The sequence below is a fragment of the Chryseobacterium sp. GW823-FHT05E08 genome, assembly GCF_058795655.1.
This window is the reverse complement of sequence record NZ_JBXAHY010000002.1, coordinates 738152-755128: the sequence shown is the minus strand read 5'-3', so window position 1 is coordinate 755128 and position 16977 is coordinate 738152. Positions and strand designations below refer to the sequence as shown.

The window sequence follows — 16977 nt, the reverse complement described above, 5'->3', positions numbered from 1 at the left end:
TTTTAACACAAATGCCCAAGATTTATATTATAATTGTCACTTATAACGCCATGAAATGGGCAGAAAGATGCTTTACAAGCTTAAGGCAGTCAACCGTTCCCTTAAACTGTATCGTGATCGATAACGGTTCCCAAGATGGCACTCAAGAATATATAAAAAATAACTTTTCTGAAGTAGATTTCATCCAATCTCCGGAAAATTCAGGATTTGGGAAAGCAAATAATTTAGGAATAGAAAAGGCTTATAAAGCCGGTGCTGATTTTGTTTATCTGATGAATCAGGATGCGTGGATTTTCCCAGATAGTGTTCAGGAATTATTAAATGTATACAATAATCATCCTGACAATCATCAAATTGGTATCTTAAGCCCGATGCATATAGCTGGAAACGAAAGGCAGCTTGATATTTTTTTAGATAAATATATTGCACATAATTTCGAAAAAACAAGATTGATTTCCGACTTGTATTTTCAAACATTACAATCTTATTATGAAATAAGTTTTATTAATGCTGCACATTGGTTTATTCCCAAAAAAACGATTGAAATAGTAGGAGGTTTTAACCCTTATTTTTTCCACTATGGAGAAGATAATGAGTATGTAAACAGGCTTCACTTTCACAAAATGAAAATTTTACTTGCTCCAAAAAGTAAAGTAATACACGATGGAAAGCAACTTCTTGGTAAGGTAGATTATAATAAATATCCGGATCTCAGTACTGAAACTAATATTATTAACCCGAATCTTAGCAATGCATTAAAGTTGGAAAAAAAAGCATTAATGCAAAGTATCATTAAGAACTGTATTTTAAGAAATTTTAGTATCGCGAAACAATTATTTAATAAATACCGTAAAATATCAGCAGAATCTGAAACGTTTAATGAAATAAGGACAAAAATCAGCAAAAAAGGAACAACATTTTTGAAAATATAAATGTTTTATGTATTTTTGACAACCCTTATTAAACACTATGAATCGAAAAATAACTCTTGTAATTCCTGTATATAATTCTTCCAAATTTCTTCATAAAACTGTAAAAGCTGTAGATGATCAAAAGAAAGAATCAAACTGGGATCTAGAATTGGTATTGGTAGAGGATGGCAGCCCAGACAGAAGTTTTGAAACTATTGAAAGGCTGGCCGAAGAATACCCTTATATTAAAGGTATTAAACTTTCTAGAAATTTTGGGCATCAAATCGCTGTAAAAACTGGATTGAGCTATGCCACTGGGGATTACATTGCTATCATTGATGATGATTTACAAGACCCTCCTTCTTTACTTCCTGCTTTTTTCGATCAACTAGATCTCGGTTATGAAGTTGCTTATGGCGTTAGAAAAAAAAGAAAAGAAGGAAGATTGAAGAAACTAGCTTATACAGGTTTTTATCGATTGCTTGATTCTATAAGTGAGACAAAAATACCCCTTGATTCGGGAGATTTTTGTGTAATGACCAAAAATGTAAAAGATAAAATGCTTATGCTTAATGAGCAAAACCCTTATCTAAGGGGAGTCAGAGCATGGATCGGTTTTAAACAAATTGGTCTGGAATATGAAAGAAGTGGCAGAATAGAAGGAGAATCAGGTTACTCATTGAAAAAACTGATCAAAATTGCCAAGGACGGCATCTTTTCCTTTTCTTCTCTACCTCTTCAAATCATTAGCATATTAGGAAATATAGGTTTGGTAACTTCTATTTTATTTACTGCTTTTACTATTATCAGATATTTTTTAAATGAAATTGAGGTTGCTGGTTATACCACAATTATTATTATTATACTTTTCTTCAATTCTATTCTCTTGATTAGTTTAGGCATTATCGGAGAATATATATACCGTATTTACAATGAGGCCAGAAACAGACCTTATACCATAATTGAGAAAACTATTAATACTAAAATAGTAGATCAAAAAAATTAAGCTTTAAAATTTATTAATTATTTCAATACAAAAATGAAAGAAAAAATACAGTCAATCATTGACACCACAAACTTCAAGTACGAATACAAAAACGAAAAATTCGTATTTCTTGACTTTAATGAAGATATTGTTTCCGACTCTCTCGATAAAATAAAGACTTTTTTTAAGAAATATGTTTGGTTGTATGAATTGCTTATCTACATCATAGCACCTTTATATCCTTCAAGATATTTTTTCTTAAGAAAAGTTTTAAGAGAAACTAAAAACTCTGATAAAGTTGTAGTAAACCTTGGAAGCGGATATACAGATCTGAGAGATGACATTATTAATGTTGATCTTATTCCCTATAATCCTGTAAATGTTGTATGCGATATTACTAAACTTCCTTTTAAAGATAATTCTGTAGATCAAATTATTAATATTGCTGTTTTAGAACACGTTCCGGATCCTCAGGCTGTTATCGCAGAAATACACAGAGTCTTGAAACCTGGAGGAAAATTATTGTGTGAAATCCCTTTTATGCAGGCTTTTCATGCTTCACCATATGATTTTCAAAGATATACTTATGAAGGTATAAAAGTACAGTTTAAAGACTTCAATAATCTTAAAATACATTCAATAAGTCCTACAGGAGGTATGCTTTGGCCTTTACAGGAGTGGTTTGTAATGCTATTTTCTTTTGGTATCAGACCTTTACATAATATTTTATTGATTATCGTAATGTGTCTTACATTCCCAATTAAATTTTTGGATGTTATTTTACAGTATCACCCTTTGAGTAAAAATATTGCTTCAGCATTTATTTTTGAATGTGAAAAATAAAGTATAATGAAGAAACTACTTCAAAATCCAGCTCAAACATTATCTTGTTTTGTATTCGTCATAGGAGCAGCCTTGCTAGCCTATCTTACTTATATGAACCTTGACAAAGGTTTTATTTTTAATGATGAAGCATACTATTTATCCTACTATAAAAACAAGGGAGAAAGTTTAAGTTTTGACAGAACTAATTTTTTTAGAATTTTTAAATTCCTTTATACTCCTAACATTTATCATTTCAGGATTATTTCTATTACGACGCTGGTACTAAGTAATTTCTTACTTTGCTTTACTGTTTTCAAATTTTTAAAATTTAAAAATAACATTTTATTTTTCAGTCTTTTAGGTATTTTTATTGGATTTGAAAGCTGGAATATCAATAACCTTATTATTCAACAATACATTGGAAATACAATTCTAGTGAATTTGGGAGTTTCATTAATGCTCATATCATTAATAGTTAAACGACCTTTCATCATTATATTTTCGGGATTTATTTTATCTTTCGTATTATTTAACGGTAACTCACATACAATTGTGATTATTCCTATAATTGGTTTTCTTATTTTAAGTAATAGCAGCCAATGGAAAACCAACCTGATTTATTTTTCTTTAGGAAGTATTTTAGGCGTAGTTCTTTATTTTACCGTTTTGGATACTATCGATAACTTTATCTATCAGCTTAAATTCCTTAAAGAGTACCTTAGTTTTCACAGGAAACAACACTCTAAAACTTTCATGGTTTTGTGGTGTGTATATCTTTTTTTAAATGCAATTTTACCATCAGCAATAGCATTTTTCTTATTGTGGAAAGCGAAATTTTCTGAAAATTCGATTAAAATTTTAAATAAAGTATTGGCCGTAATAGGTATAATTACCTTTGGATTTTTCATTTTCTTGGGCGATTATTTTGTATTTTCATTTATTGTTTTTACTCATCTATTAGCAATAAGATTTTGGGTAGACAAAGACGAATCCAAGCAAAATAAATACCTAATCATTCTTCTTTTGGTAATACCTTATTGTCTATCATTTGGTTCTCAGACTTGGTTTCATTTACGTTTAAATGCTTATAAATTTTATTATTTCCTTCTTATTTTTATTTGTATCATCAGATTATACAAAAATTTATTTTGGATATTGGGCTATTTATCAGTTGTATCTTTAATGATTATTAATTTCCCTAATATTCTTCATGACAAAGGCTGGAAAGATTTTGTATTTACAGAACAAACCGAAAAAGTAAAAATAAACGGATATGATCTATATTTAGACAAAGGCAGGAAAAAAGATATTGATGACCTTCGTCCTTATCTGCAAAATCAACGTAATGTAATATATTCAAGTAATCACTTGATGGGATACTTGTATATTTTAGATGCTTCGCCTCCTATTTATTATTATTTTACATTAAAAGATTATATTAAGTTTATAATAAAAAAAGAAGGAAAGACTCCTGATGACTATATTTATATTGAAAGTAATGATTATCCTTTCTCTCCTAAAGAAATAGTACCATTAAAGTTTGTAAGTCATCCTGAAAAATATAAGGTAGTTAAAGCTGGAAGATTTATATTGTATCTCCCCTCAAATTATCAAAAAAAATAAAACACATGTGTGGAATAGCCGGAATCATAGCTAATAATGCAAGAAATTATCAGGAGGAAATTCAAAAAATGACGGATGCCATGGCGCATCGCGGTCCGGATTCTTCACATTACGAATTTTACGAAAACGCAGCCTTAGGTCATAGAAGACTCTCTATTATAGATCTTTCCGAGAATGGAAAACAACCCATGTTTTCTAACACTAAAAATGAATGTATTGTTCTGAATGGTGAGATTTATGGTTATCAGGCAATAAAAGATCAATATCAGGACTATCCGTTTCATGGAAGTTCTGATACAGAGGTGATTCTTGCCATGTATCAGAGAAAGCAGGAAAAACTTATCCATGACCTTCCGGGTATGTTTGCCTTTGCTATTTGGGACAATGAAAAAAAGGAACTTTTCTGCGCAAGAGACCGTTTCGGAGAAAAACCATTTTTCTACGCTATCGGAAAAAACAACGAATTTATTTTCGCATCCGAAATCAAAGCCATTTTGGCTTCAGGATTAATTCAGCCTCAGGTTAATAATAATGCTCTTTCCCACTATCTTCAATATGGATATGTGAATACGTATCAAAGTATCTATAAAAACATTCACACTCTACCTCCAGCTCATCAATTAATCTGGAAAGAAGGAAAAGTTACTATTTCCCGCTACTACAGTCTGCCTGCTAAGGATAGATCCATAAGTTTATCCGATGCAAAGGATGAATTTATTTATCTTTTAAAAAATGCAGTTAAAAAACAGCTGATTGCTGATGTAGAGGTAGGAAGTTTTTTAAGTGGCGGATTAGATTCATCTTCAATCGTTGCTTTGGTAAGCGAGTTTTTACCTAGACAAACAACCTTAAGTTTTGGATATGATCATGAAGCAAGTGAATTAAAATATGCTAAAGAAATCGCCGAAAAATACAATACCAATCATATTGAAATTCACGAGAAAAAGAAGGATCTCGCAGCATCTTTACTACATGTAACGCCATTTTTGGATGAACCTTTTGCCGACAGATCTTTTCTTCCTCATTATGAAATCTGTAAAAGCGCCAGAGAAAACCTTACCGTAGTTCTTTCAGGTGATGTTGGTGATGAATTATTTGGAGGATATAATTTCTACAGAACTGAAAATCAACTGAGAAATCATTTCAGTTATACTAATATTGCCGCTAAATTTGGTTTAAAGCTATATCAGAATTTAAAGCAGATCTCTTTTATTTCACAAAAAAACCTTGAACATCCGAATATTCTGGATTTCCATCAAAATTCGGTGAGAAATTCATTCAATAAAGAAGAAAGAAAATTACTTGGAATATCTGAAAGCTTTCACCAACCTTACAGTTTTACTCCAAATCCTGATTCATTAAATGACATCATGAGAGTAGATTTAGAAAAATATGTTCCCGGAAATATGATGGTGAAATCTGATAGAATGGCAATGGCCAATTCGTTGGAAGTAAGAACGCCGTTTTTAGATATTGATTTTGCTGAATTCTGTATTCAGCTTCCTGAACAATTAAAATTAAATAACGAAAACGATAAGATCATTCTTCGTGAAGCAATGGGTTCTTATTGGACAGAAACTATCAGAAATCGGAATAAGCAAGGCTTCGGAATGAGTGTGGAAAATTGGTTTGAAGAAGATAATCTTATCAGTCTTTCAAACGATCTTCTTAAAGATTCTAACCAAAAAGTATTCAATTATATTGATTTTAAGGCTACTCAAAAGTTTCTGGATAAAGGTCAAAAACATTGGAATTTACTGCAATTAGCTCTTTGGGCGCATAATAATCAATCTTTCTTATAATGGAAATTTCTGTTATCATACCTGTTTACAATGCTTCAGAGTTTCTTGAAAAAGCGGTAGACTCTGCTTTGCAACACGACGAAGTAAAGGAAATCGTTTTAATTGAAGATAAATCGACTGATAATTCATTAGAAATTTGTGAAAGATTGGCTTTCGGAAATTCAAAAATTAAATTATATCAACATCCTGATAAAGAAAATCATGGAGCCGGAGCAACAAGAAATTTAGGCTTGGAAAAAGCGCAATCTGAATTTATTGCCTTTCTGGATTCCGATGATTATTATCTTCCCAATAGATTTGATGCCGAAAAAGAAATCTTCAAAGATCCTAAAATTGAAGGTGTTTTCGGAGCTATCGGAGTAGAATATTTGTCTGAAAAAGGTAAAGAAGAGTTTCAGAGTAAGTTTAAAAATATATCATTAACGACAGTCAATTTTCCAGCAGAAGGTAAAGAGGTTTTTAAAGGATTATTAGGCTTAACGGATAAAGTTTTTGGCACATTTTTCCATTTAAATGCTCTTACGATAAGAAAATCTACCATTATAAAAAATAATCTTCGTTTTAACGAAAATCTTCGTGTACATCAGGATTCAGATTTTATTATCAAATTGGCTTATCATTCTTATCTAAAATCAGGAATCATAGACAAAGCCGTTGCTGTAAGGGGAATTCATGATAATAACAGGATCACAAAAATTGTGAGGTATTCAAAAGAGTATAATCAGCGTCAGTTTTTACTTTGGAATTCATTATACGAATGGTCAAAATCTGCAGAATTAGATGCAGACGCCAACCAACATCTTTATTTACAAAAAAAAGCTTTTGAACTTTCTGAAAAGAAAGGGATTTCTAAGATTGTAAGCTTGATGATCACAATGATTGGACATCCAAATATACTTAAGATAAAATACAGATTTACCTATACACATTAATTGATGAAACTCAATAATTTACAGATATTAAGAGGAATTTCAGCTTTACTTGTCTGTTGTTTCCATTTTCGAGAATATATAAACTTTGAGAGTATTCATCTTGGTGATATTTTATTTAGAAAAGGGAGTATTGGAGTTCCTATTTTCTTTGTTATAAGTGGTTTTATAATGGCATTTACAACTCAGAAAATGAATTTTAGCAAAGGTATCTCAAAAGAAATCTCTGTATTTTATAAAAGAAGATTAATAAGAATTGTACCGTTATACTATTTGTTGACTTTTGCATGGATAATCATTGGCGGAAGTTTCTTTTTATACTTTCAGGGAGAGCTTTTTTCGAGATTCATACATTCCATTTTATTTCTTCCGCAAAAAGATAGTTTTCCTGTCCTTTACTTAGGCTGGTCGTTGAACTATGAGATGTTTTTCTATCTTATATTTGGTATTTCTCTGTTCTTTAAAAAGAATAGATATTACTTTATTATAGCCTTTTTTATCACCAGCTATATTACAGGTCTTATATTTAAATTTGAAAGCGCTTATTTGCAGATGGTTACCAGTTATTTAAATTTATTTTTTATAACGGGTATTTTATTTGCTCTTTTGCTTTATAAAGTTTCAATTCCAAAAAAATGGGCAATAGTAATTTCTATTGTGGGTATACTATCTTTTATTTTACATCTATTTAATATTATTACTATAACAAACAACTTATTACTATTATTGATTATTTCTCTATTTGTATTATCTTTTTTACTATTTGATTTTACATTTCATATAAAAGGAAACAGATTTTTGATCTTTTTAGGAGATATATCCTATTCCTTGTATCTTTCCCATCCTTTTGTAGAAATACTTTTTAGAAAATTCAAAGTAGATGGTTATCTTAATTTACCATATTTTATATTTAAAATTAGTATTGTAATTGCTGTAGCAGCGTTTTTCTATTATTTTATAGAACGAAAAATAACCGAATATTTAAAAATAAAGTTAAAAGCATAATTTGATAAAAATGAAAATATCAGTAATTACTCCAGTTTATAATGCCGAAAAATATATCACACAGGCTGTAGAATCAGCTCTTCAATTTGATGAGGTACACGAGGTCATTTTAATTGAAGATAAATCTCCCGACAATGCCTTGCAGATTTGTAAAGAATTGACTGAGAAATATGATAGAGTAAAGCTTTACCAGCATCCTGACAAAGGAAATCATGGAGCCGGAGCAACAAGAAATCTAGGTTTAGAAAAAGCGACAGGCGATATTATAGCATTTTTGGATGCAGATGATTATTTTCTTCCCAACAGATTTGATGCCGAAAAAGAACTTTTCAAAAATCCTGATGTAGAAGGAGTTTATGGTGCAATTGGAGTTCATTATTATTCCGAAAAAGCAAAAGAACAATATTATAATCTTTTTGAAAATCGATTAACTACAGTCTATAAAAAGCATCATCCGAAAGATGTATTTCCCGGGCAGATTCATATGAGAGGAGCTTTCGGGCTTTTTAGTTTGGACGCTCTTACCATCCGAAGAGAATCGTTAAATAAGATGAGTCCGTTTTTTAAAACGCATTTAAGGCTTCATCAGGACACGGAATTTTTATTTAGACTGTCTTTCTATCTTGATCTATATCCTGGCATTTTAGATAAAGCTGTGGCTGTAAGAGGCGTGCATGAAGACAACAGGATTACTAAAGTAGATTCAGGAAAGATAAATCCTGCAACGACTAGGGTTTTACTTTGGAGAGAGGTTAATAAATGGTCTGAAAGTGAGGAAACCATTCCTCAGGAGATCAAAACTCATATTAGAAGAATGCACCGTAGTTTTGAGATTGCCATTGCCCCAACCTTCAAAAAATGGGGAATGATTGTAAAATATCTAATAACAGATTATCCGAGTATCCGTTCAGGATTATTTAATATCAATTTTAGAAAAGATTTATTTTAATTTTTTATTATCGGTGTATTAAGAAGAATAGAATCCGCGATCTGGGCAGTAAAAACCTTGCCGGATTCTTTATACATATGATTTCCGTCTGTATAAATGTACTCGTTGTATTTTGATGAAAAATCAAAGAATTTCACATTATTCTTTTTAGCAATATCATCTATTTTTTTACTGAAATCCGATGAATAAGAGTTTTCTATATCCATAATTCTTTTAGAACCGGGAATTCTGACAACATAAACCGAGCCTTTATTTTTAAGATATTTAATAATATCTTCAAATGCTCCTAGTCTATATTGAGATATTTTTTGAGTTGCTGCAAAATCGCCATATTCTTTTACTTTTTTAACTTCTCTTTTTCCTATTGAATCAGGATGCACATTTACAGTTACTTCCATCCATCCATTTTTATGTAAAAAAGTATTTGATTTTGCGATCGCTTCTCTCTCTTTATAAATATTAAACCAGCTTCTGGAATAGTGTTTCAAAAGATATTCATAGTTGGGAGTCATATCATAAAAATGCATATCCGCCAATGCCGAATTATTCTCAGAATACTCTTTTTCACTTTTAATGTTTTTATTTAAAGATAAACTCCAGGGATCTACAGTTAGAATAAAGATTCCGTTTTTTGTATCAGGATCAATTTTCTTTTTAATAGCTTCAAAATATACTTTTCCATAAGGAGAATCTGCAATATTGAAGGCAAAATTATTGAATTTTGTATCCTTAAATTTCTGGTCAAGAATATCCGGAATAACAGCCTGTACGCCACGGGAATCTCCCAAAATCATATTGGATGGTTTTGGCCCTGTAAAATGCATATAATTATCATCGGTATTACCATCTGCATATGTTCCTAAATACAATAAGACAGCAATAATCCCAATAATATAAAATGATATTTTGAATAAAAACTTTCTCATATTAGAACTGTTCATAGATGAAACTACCATTACCAAAAACGCCAAAATACATGATCATGAAAATAAGGAAAACATATATCCCTCTTCTTATCAAAGGATTATATCTGCTGATTTCCAAACCATGTTCCTGATCTTTATTTAACCAATCTATTAAAATCAAAATTCCTATTAAAGCTAAAATTTTAATCTTAATAAATTGTGGGATTGAAAACAAAGACAGACTGAATATTCTCCCGTACATTCCAAAAGCCTCTGTAAGGTTAGGTGCCACAAAAAGTACGAAGGCGAAGCAAACCATTACCATTGTCAATAAAATATTTCCCAATTCCTTAATGGTCGGAATACTTTTAGAAAACTTTTTCTTCTTATTAAGTTTATTGGTAAGAATTAAAGGAATATAATAAAGACCGTGAAGCAGTCCAAATAAAACAAACGTAAATCTTGGACCGTGCCACGCTCCTATCAAAATAAAATTTAAAATAATTGCTATGATTAATCCTTTTTTGTCATAGTCTCTCAACTGTATTACCAAAGGTGTAAATACATATTCGGTGAGCCAGGAAGTCAATGAAATATGCCATCTTCTCCAAAATTCTGCAATGTTCTGAGCAAAAAGAGGAAAGGCGAAATTTTTGGTTACTTTAAATCCTAACAACCTTGCAAAACCAACCGCCATATCAGAATATCCTGAAAAATCTGCATAGATCTCGAAAAGGAAAAGAAATACTCCAAACGCAACTGTAGCTCCGGAAAGATGCTCATAGTTCTGAAATATATTCTGAGTAATCGGTGTGATACTGTTGGCCACAACCAATTTTTTAAATGCTCCTAAAAGTATTTGTCTGGCAGCATCAGAACCATTTTCAACAGTAAAGGCTCTTTCTTTTTTTAACTGAGGAAGTAATAATCCGCCTTTATCGATTGGTCCCGATGTCATACTTGGAAAGAATGCAATGTAATTGAAAAACACCAACGCATCCGTCTCAGCTTTTAATTTATTATTCTTAATATCAAGCAAATAGCTTATCATCCTGAATGTATAAAAGCTAATTCCGAGAGGCATTATTATTGATAAAGTAAGCGTATTCTTAATTCCGAACAGATCGGCAAAAGAATCAATAAAGAAATTGAAATATTTAAAATAAAATAAGGTTCCAATAGAAAAAATCAACCCTAAATTTACCCACAGCTTTTTCTTTTTAATATTATTGCTTTCAGAGATTTTCAACCCTAAAAAATAGGCAATCGAAGAACTGCCAATCAGCAATGTCAGAAATTTCCAGTCCCAAAAAGCATAGAAAACATAACTTGCCAAAAGCAACAAAATATTCTGGAATTTCAGATTTTTTTGGAACACAAGCCAATAAAGTCCGAAAACTGCTGCAAAGAAAAATATAAAAGCAAAAGAAGTAAACTGCATTAATCTTTATTTAGAATTTAATTGATTAATAATGTGAAGCATCCAGAAATATATGATTTCCGTTAAAATGCTTTCCTCCGTTGATGCAAAGGTCAATCACTCCTGAAATATCACTTCCTTCCAGTTTATCTTTCAGCGGATATCCGGAAAGTATCGTTTCCTTCACTCTTTCATCCATATTTTTATGAAAATCTGTTGGAATAAAAGATGGAGAAATAGAATTACAGGTAATTCCGAATTTCACATTTTCTATTGCCCAACTTTTATTCATTTGTAGCAAATAAGCTTTGTTAGAATTATAAACAGAAGTTCCCATCGCCGGTGAATTCATTGATGAGGAAAGGATATTAATAATTCTTCCCAACTTTTTTTTACGAAAAATATTAATGCATTTTTGAGTAACCTGCAAGGTAGGCATCACATTGTTCTTGAAATCATTAAGAATTTTCTCGGCTTCTGTTTTATGGAAATACGTATCGATAAAAGTTCCGTTGTAATAATTATTGATTAGAATATCCGGACTAAAAGCTTCAATCTCATCAAAAAAAGAATCCATCTGGTTGTTAGACGTAAAATCTATCTGAAAAGCTTTCGCATTGGCAAAATTCTTTTCAATTTCTTTTGCAGCATCTGCAGAATGACAGTAGGTAAATAATACTTCATAGCCTTTCTCCAGAAGAAAAAGGTTGATTTCTTTACCAATTCCGGATGAACCACCGGTTAAAACTACTTTATTCACGTCAATTCTTTTATTTGTATTTTTCCTGAAGCCACCGTTTTAAGATCCGTATTTACAAATTTAAACTTGAAAGTATTTACCAGCACCGCTTCCGACTGCTCGGAAACTACAGCTTCAAAATTTAAAATATCATTAAGATAAACCGGATTTTTAAAATTAATCGACTGAGAAAGGATCATCACATCTTCCGTTGGCAACAATTCGCCAATGAAATATGAGAGAAATCCGTTCAGAATATTCCCATGCATTACTTTTGATTTGAAGCCTTTGTTTTGGGCAAATTCATCATTGATGTGCAGAGAATTTTGGTCATCAAAAGTATTGATGAAACCATTATAAACGGAATCATCAACCTTAAACTGATGCTGAAATATTGTATCGAGCTGAAGTATCATTATTTTGCGATAATACAGTCGATCATTTCTCCAACGTTATTCCAGCTTTGGATTTCAGAAGAAGTAAAACGTACTTTAAAAGCCTTTTCCACAGCCACAATTAGTTGAATGTGAGAAAGAGAATCCCACTCTTCAATATCATCAGCCGTTGTTTCAAAACTTAAAACAATATCATCATTATCCAATTCTTCATGGAAAATAGTTGTAAGTTTTGCTAAAATTTCGTCTTTATTCATCTTTTTTAATTTTTATTAATAATGTATACTTGTTTAGATTGGTAATCATCAACATTCAGAACCCATTTCTCTTCCTGCTCTTCAAATCCTAATCTTTCGTAATGGTCTTTTACCATTTGGTTTTTAGCTGTTGGAAGATACTCTCCTACAACGTATTTAAATCCGTTCTTTTTTGCTGTTTCAACAATGGTGTTTAATGTAAACTCCTCCATTCCTCTCTTTAAAACTCTGCAGCTCATCAGCCAAGATTCAATGAAAAGAGTTTCCTGATCTTTCTTTTCCAAGACTATCACACAGATCAATCCGTTGTCACCGTATTTATCTATCAAAGTAAAAGAAATGGTGTGATGCTCATCGGAATTCATAAGATCTTCAACTTCCTGCTCCGTATATCTCACCGTTCTTAAATTGAACTGATTAGAACGCTGCGTTAATTGAGAAACCCTAGGTTTAGAAAAATTATTAAAAGCCTGAACATCAGAAACCATATTCATACTTTTAAGAAAATCCTCAACATTCGTAAAGCTGTCCAGTGCAATCGCTCTCTGTGCTTCAACCTGATATTGCTTGGTTCTATCTGCATCATTTTCGGAAAAACTTGCTGTTTCGAAAAGATTTAAACTGTATAAATACTCTAGATATTCTGCTGGATCTTCCGGTAATTCCGGAACGCAGACATCAGGAAGATTTTCTCTTACAATATTTCTCTCAAAAGGATTATCATCCAAGAAAACCATAGAATCAAACCCGATATTTAATATATTCTGAATTTTTCTGATATTATCTGCTTTATTATCCCAATTGGCTACAAAAACGGCAATATCATCCATTTTAAGAACCATATCGGGATGCTTTTCAAAAGGTTCTTTAGCCTTATCCTCGTCATTTTTACTGCAAACGGCTATAATAATTCCTCTTTTCTGTAAAGCTTTAACCCATTGCTGAAGCTCTGTAAATGCTTTTCCGATTCCTAAACTTCCGATCTGAATTTTTTCAAGACCGTCATCACCGATAATTCCGCCCCAGGTTGTATTATCAAGGTCAAGAATCAAGCATTTTTTGAATTTCCCTTCTACAGAAGATATAATACTCGCCATATGATGCGCTACAATAGGTAAAACATCTAAAGACAGCACCATTTCTGTATTCACGTAAATATTTGGAGAAAACATAAAATTTCGTCCCCATTTACTTTGAATAGAAAGCAAATCTGCAATAAAAAGATTGCTCTTTTTAACTGATAATTCTGATAATAAATAATTAAGTTTATTTTGTTGAAAAACAAAAGACGACTCTACTTTATTGGCAAAATTCCCGAAAACCTGATTATCAATTCCTGCAAAATTGCAATATATAAACTTGCTTTTTGTTCGGTTTTGAATGGTTTCGTATAGTTCTTCTATATAATTGATCTTACTCTGAGCAAAACTAAGTTGAGAATCATAGGACTTATAATATTGGCTCAGTAATTTATGTGAAGATTCAAAGATAATCGTATAATCTGCATTGAATTCATAATATTCTGAAGTAGGATCTAAGATCTGGCGCGAAATCTGACCAAAATCGGCCTCGAAAATATCCAAATCAAAACCTTCATCAATGGCAGTTCCCTTCAAAGCTATATTTAAAAACTGAGTTGCCGTATCTCCGAGCAATGCCACTTTTATTTTTTTCAGCCCTTCCGGTTTTTTACTTACATTTTTCTTTAATTGTGTAAACGTTTTCATCATAGGTTTCATTTGGAATTTGCAAAATACAATTAATATAATTTATTTACAAATCTCTGTTTATGCTTTAATTAAATGTAATATTTACTATTTTTTATCTAAAACTTTTTCCAAAAGCGGAGCTGTTTTTTCAGATAAAATTCTTGATCCTTTACTGTTAAGATGCCCAGTATCCCATCTGTTTTCATACTGATAAAACTCAGGATAGGCATCAGGATCTACAAGACTTACTACAGGAACTGCTAACACATTTTGATATACTTCAAGTTTTTTTGCATCAGGCTCTGCCGGTCCGGGAACCAACATAATTAACTGTATATTTTTCTTCTTACACCTTTCTGCAAGTTCATTTATTTTATTGACCAAAGCTTTATTTGGTTGATACTTATTATGATCCGCATGATAACGTTCAAGTCTGTCTTTAATAATCCCTTTAAGCTTATTTTCTTCCGTTCTCGGCACAACACTAAATTCTAAAGGAGAAAAGCCTTGATTTTTACTCACAAAATTGTTATCTGCTTTCTGAATATCTCTCTCATCAAAATATTTATTAAAATGAAAAACATTTAAAACAAAAGACGTTAACGATAATCCTATCTGCTTATAATCTTTATTCTCTCTATGATAATTCAATACAAAAGCCGTGTTTTCATAATTAAAAGCTCCGAAACTTCGCTCTGTTTTAATATTGGCTTTAGTTACTTTTATTTTATCCTGTAATTCAACGATGATATATTTAGGTTTGAAATTTTTATTACTTAAAATAAAATCCAAAGTTTGAAAATTTTCCAGATCAAATCCGGCATTGGCTCCTAAATTATAAGATTTTACTCCTTTTATATTCTGGTCGATAATTTTACAGTCTATCTGATCATTTATTTTAGAACTTCCGATGAAATACATATTGTATTCAGGATGTTTTTCGAGAAACTCCAGCTTTGCATTCAAAAACGCATATGAATAATTCGAATTCGGGCTCAGAGCAAGTTTTATCAAGCCGATAATAAACATTACGACTATAAATAAAACTAATCTTGAAAGAAATTTTTTCATTTTAAAACTGAAAATAAATAAATTCATTACTGCCGAAATTGGCGAAATTCAATATCAAGAATGCTACAATAATATAAATAACACTCTGTACCCAAGGCTTCCGATCCTGAATTTTTAGTCCGTAATCATGTGTTCTGTTCCACCACTCTATCACGAGCATAAATACTATAAGTCCGGACAAGACAAGCCTAAACTGTGTCGGGAAAACAAACAGGCTTTCACTGAATATCCCTTTAATATATCCAATGGCATCAGAAACGCTTGCTGAACGGAAGAAGATCCACGCAAAACAGGTAAGCGTAAACGTCATTAAAATACTGAAAACCTCCCTGAAAGATGGAATAATTTTCCCCATTGCCACGACTTCCAGATTGTGTCTGTTTTTTTCAGCTATTAATAAAGGAAGGAAAAATAAAGCATTCAACCCACCCCAAATAATAAACGTCCAATTGGCTCCATGCCAGAAACCACTGACCAGAAAAATAATAAATGTATTCCTGATCTTCATCCACAATCCGCCTTTACTTCCGCCTAAAGGAATATAAAGATAGTCCCTGAACCACGAAGAAAGCGAAATATGCCATCTTCTCCAGAACTCTGCAATATCTCTTGAGAAATAGGGAAATGAGAAGTTTTTAAGTAATTCCAACCCAAATAGTCTTGAAGTTCCTAAGGCAATATCAGAATATCCGGAAAAATCTCCGTAAATCTGGAAAGCGAAAAGTACAGCTCCTAAAACTAAGTTGCTTGCACTTTCTGTATGATAATGATTAAATATTTCGTTAACAATTGGCGCACAGTTATCTGCAATCACCATTTTCTTAAAAAATCCCCACAGAATTTGGGCCATTCCATCTTTTGCTTTCTCATAATCAAAAGACCTTTTCCTCTGAATTTGAGGAAGAAGGTGTGTTGCCCTTTCAATAGGTCCGGCCACCAATAACGGAAAATAACTTACAAATACGGCGTAATCTACATAATTTCGTTCTGCTGGAATTCGTTTTTTGTAAACATCTATCACATAAGACAAACCGTGGAAGGTATAAAAAGAAATACCAACCGGTAAGATAACTTTCAGCACCCACATGTTTACGCCAAATCCAAATGAACTTAGCAATTCAGCAAAATTTTCTATAAAGAAATTATAGTATTTAAAGAAGCCCAGAAAACCTAGATTAATAGCAATGCTTAATGTCAACCAGAAAGTTGCCATCTTTTTTGTTTTGCTGTTTTCGATTTGAATTCCAGAAAAATAATCCAGTCCGATAGAAAATATCAGAAGAAACAGAAATCGCCAATCCCAGCAGCCGTAAAAATAAAAACTGGCCGCCAGCAAAAGCATATTCTGGTATTTATAATTTTTATTGAATACACGCCAGTATAAAATAAAAACTATAGGTAGAAAAATTAAAAAGGCAATAGAGTTAAAAAGCATAGAATATTTTTAACGTA

General features: G+C 31.6%; 16 protein-coding genes. 8 read left to right on the top strand and 8 right to left on the bottom strand.

The window, feature by feature from the left end:
* Positions 1 to 11: 11 nt before the first annotated feature.
* The 8 genes from AC1Q7L_RS09410 to AC1Q7L_RS09375 are packed head-to-tail and all read left to right on the top strand — an operon-like array spanning position 12 to position 9029.
* A complete protein-coding gene (locus tag AC1Q7L_RS09410) occupies positions 12 to 932 on the top strand; it encodes a glycosyltransferase family 2 protein (RefSeq protein ID WP_492305203.1) in 921 nt (306 codons plus the stop codon).
* Between the two features lie 37 nt (positions 933 to 969).
* The gene (locus AC1Q7L_RS09405; RefSeq protein WP_492305202.1) at positions 970 to 1917 is read left to right on the top strand and encodes a glycosyltransferase family 2 protein; all 948 of its coding nucleotides are present in this window, start codon (positions 970 to 972) and stop codon (positions 1915 to 1917) included.
* A 33-nt stretch (positions 1918 to 1950) separates the two neighbouring features.
* A complete protein-coding gene (locus tag AC1Q7L_RS09400) occupies positions 1951 to 2739 on the top strand; it encodes a class I SAM-dependent methyltransferase (RefSeq protein WP_492305201.1) in 789 nt (262 codons plus the stop codon).
* A gap of 6 nt (positions 2740 to 2745) precedes the next feature.
* Positions 2746 to 4344 (top strand): hypothetical protein, encoded by a 1599-nt coding sequence (locus AC1Q7L_RS09395; RefSeq protein WP_492305200.1) that lies wholly within the window; start codon positions 2746 to 2748, stop codon positions 4342 to 4344.
* Between the two features lie 5 nt (positions 4345 to 4349).
* Positions 4350 to 6146 (top strand): asparagine synthase (glutamine-hydrolyzing), encoded by a 1797-nt coding sequence (asnB, locus tag AC1Q7L_RS09390; RefSeq protein WP_492305199.1) that lies wholly within the window; start codon positions 4350 to 4352, stop codon positions 6144 to 6146.
* Positions 6146 to 7078, top strand: coding sequence for a glycosyltransferase family 2 protein (locus tag AC1Q7L_RS09385; RefSeq protein WP_492305198.1), 933 nt, complete (start codon positions 6146 to 6148; stop codon positions 7076 to 7078). Before asnB ends, AC1Q7L_RS09385 begins: the two co-directional genes overlap by 1 nt.
* A gap of 3 nt (positions 7079 to 7081) precedes the next feature.
* Positions 7082 to 8080: an acyltransferase family protein gene (locus tag AC1Q7L_RS09380; RefSeq protein WP_492305197.1), complete on the top strand. Its 999-nt coding sequence runs from the start codon at positions 7082 to 7084 to the stop codon at positions 8078 to 8080.
* Positions 8081 to 8090: 10 nt separating this feature from the next.
* Positions 8091 to 9029 (top strand): glycosyltransferase family 2 protein, encoded by a 939-nt coding sequence (locus AC1Q7L_RS09375; RefSeq protein WP_492305196.1) that lies wholly within the window; start codon positions 8091 to 8093, stop codon positions 9027 to 9029.
* On the opposite strand, the gene AC1Q7L_RS09370 is transcribed toward AC1Q7L_RS09375, so the two are convergent.
* From AC1Q7L_RS09370 to AC1Q7L_RS09335, 8 genes are all read right to left on the bottom strand, one after another.
* Positions 9026 to 9955, bottom strand: coding sequence for a hypothetical protein (locus AC1Q7L_RS09370; RefSeq protein WP_492305195.1), 930 nt, complete (start codon positions 9953 to 9955; stop codon positions 9026 to 9028). The genes AC1Q7L_RS09375 and AC1Q7L_RS09370 overlap by 4 nt on opposite strands.
* Position 9956: 1 nt before the next feature.
* Positions 9957 to 11375, bottom strand: a complete 1419-nt coding sequence (locus tag AC1Q7L_RS09365) for an MBOAT family O-acyltransferase (protein WP_492305194.1) — start codon at positions 11373 to 11375, stop codon at positions 9957 to 9959.
* 25 nt (positions 11376 to 11400) lie between these two features.
* Positions 11401 to 12114, bottom strand: a complete 714-nt coding sequence (locus AC1Q7L_RS09360) for an SDR family NAD(P)-dependent oxidoreductase (RefSeq protein ID WP_492305193.1) — start codon at positions 12112 to 12114, stop codon at positions 11401 to 11403.
* A complete protein-coding gene (locus AC1Q7L_RS09355) occupies positions 12111 to 12509 on the bottom strand; it encodes a MaoC/PaaZ C-terminal domain-containing protein (protein WP_492305192.1) in 399 nt (132 codons plus the stop codon). Before AC1Q7L_RS09355 ends, AC1Q7L_RS09360 begins: the two co-directional genes overlap by 4 nt.
* Positions 12509 to 12745 carry an acyl carrier protein gene (locus AC1Q7L_RS09350; RefSeq protein WP_492305191.1) on the bottom strand — a complete coding sequence of 79 codons (237 nt, stop codon included), beginning with the start codon at positions 12743 to 12745 and terminating at the stop codon, positions 12509 to 12511. The genes AC1Q7L_RS09355 and AC1Q7L_RS09350 overlap by 1 nt, the downstream gene beginning before the upstream one ends.
* A 5-nt stretch (positions 12746 to 12750) precedes the next feature.
* Positions 12751 to 14472 carry an HAD-IIIC family phosphatase gene (locus AC1Q7L_RS09345; protein ID WP_492329381.1) on the bottom strand — a complete coding sequence of 574 codons (1722 nt, stop codon included), beginning with the start codon at positions 14470 to 14472 and terminating at the stop codon, positions 12751 to 12753.
* Positions 14473 to 14559: 87 nt separating this feature from the next.
* Positions 14560 to 15525 (bottom strand): hypothetical protein, encoded by a 966-nt coding sequence (locus tag AC1Q7L_RS09340; RefSeq protein WP_492305189.1) that lies wholly within the window; start codon positions 15523 to 15525, stop codon positions 14560 to 14562.
* Between the two features lies 1 nt (position 15526).
* A complete protein-coding gene (locus AC1Q7L_RS09335; protein ID WP_492305188.1) occupies positions 15527 to 16960 on the bottom strand; it encodes an MBOAT family O-acyltransferase in 1434 nt (477 codons plus the stop codon).
* Between the last annotated feature and the right edge of the window lie 17 nt (positions 16961 to 16977).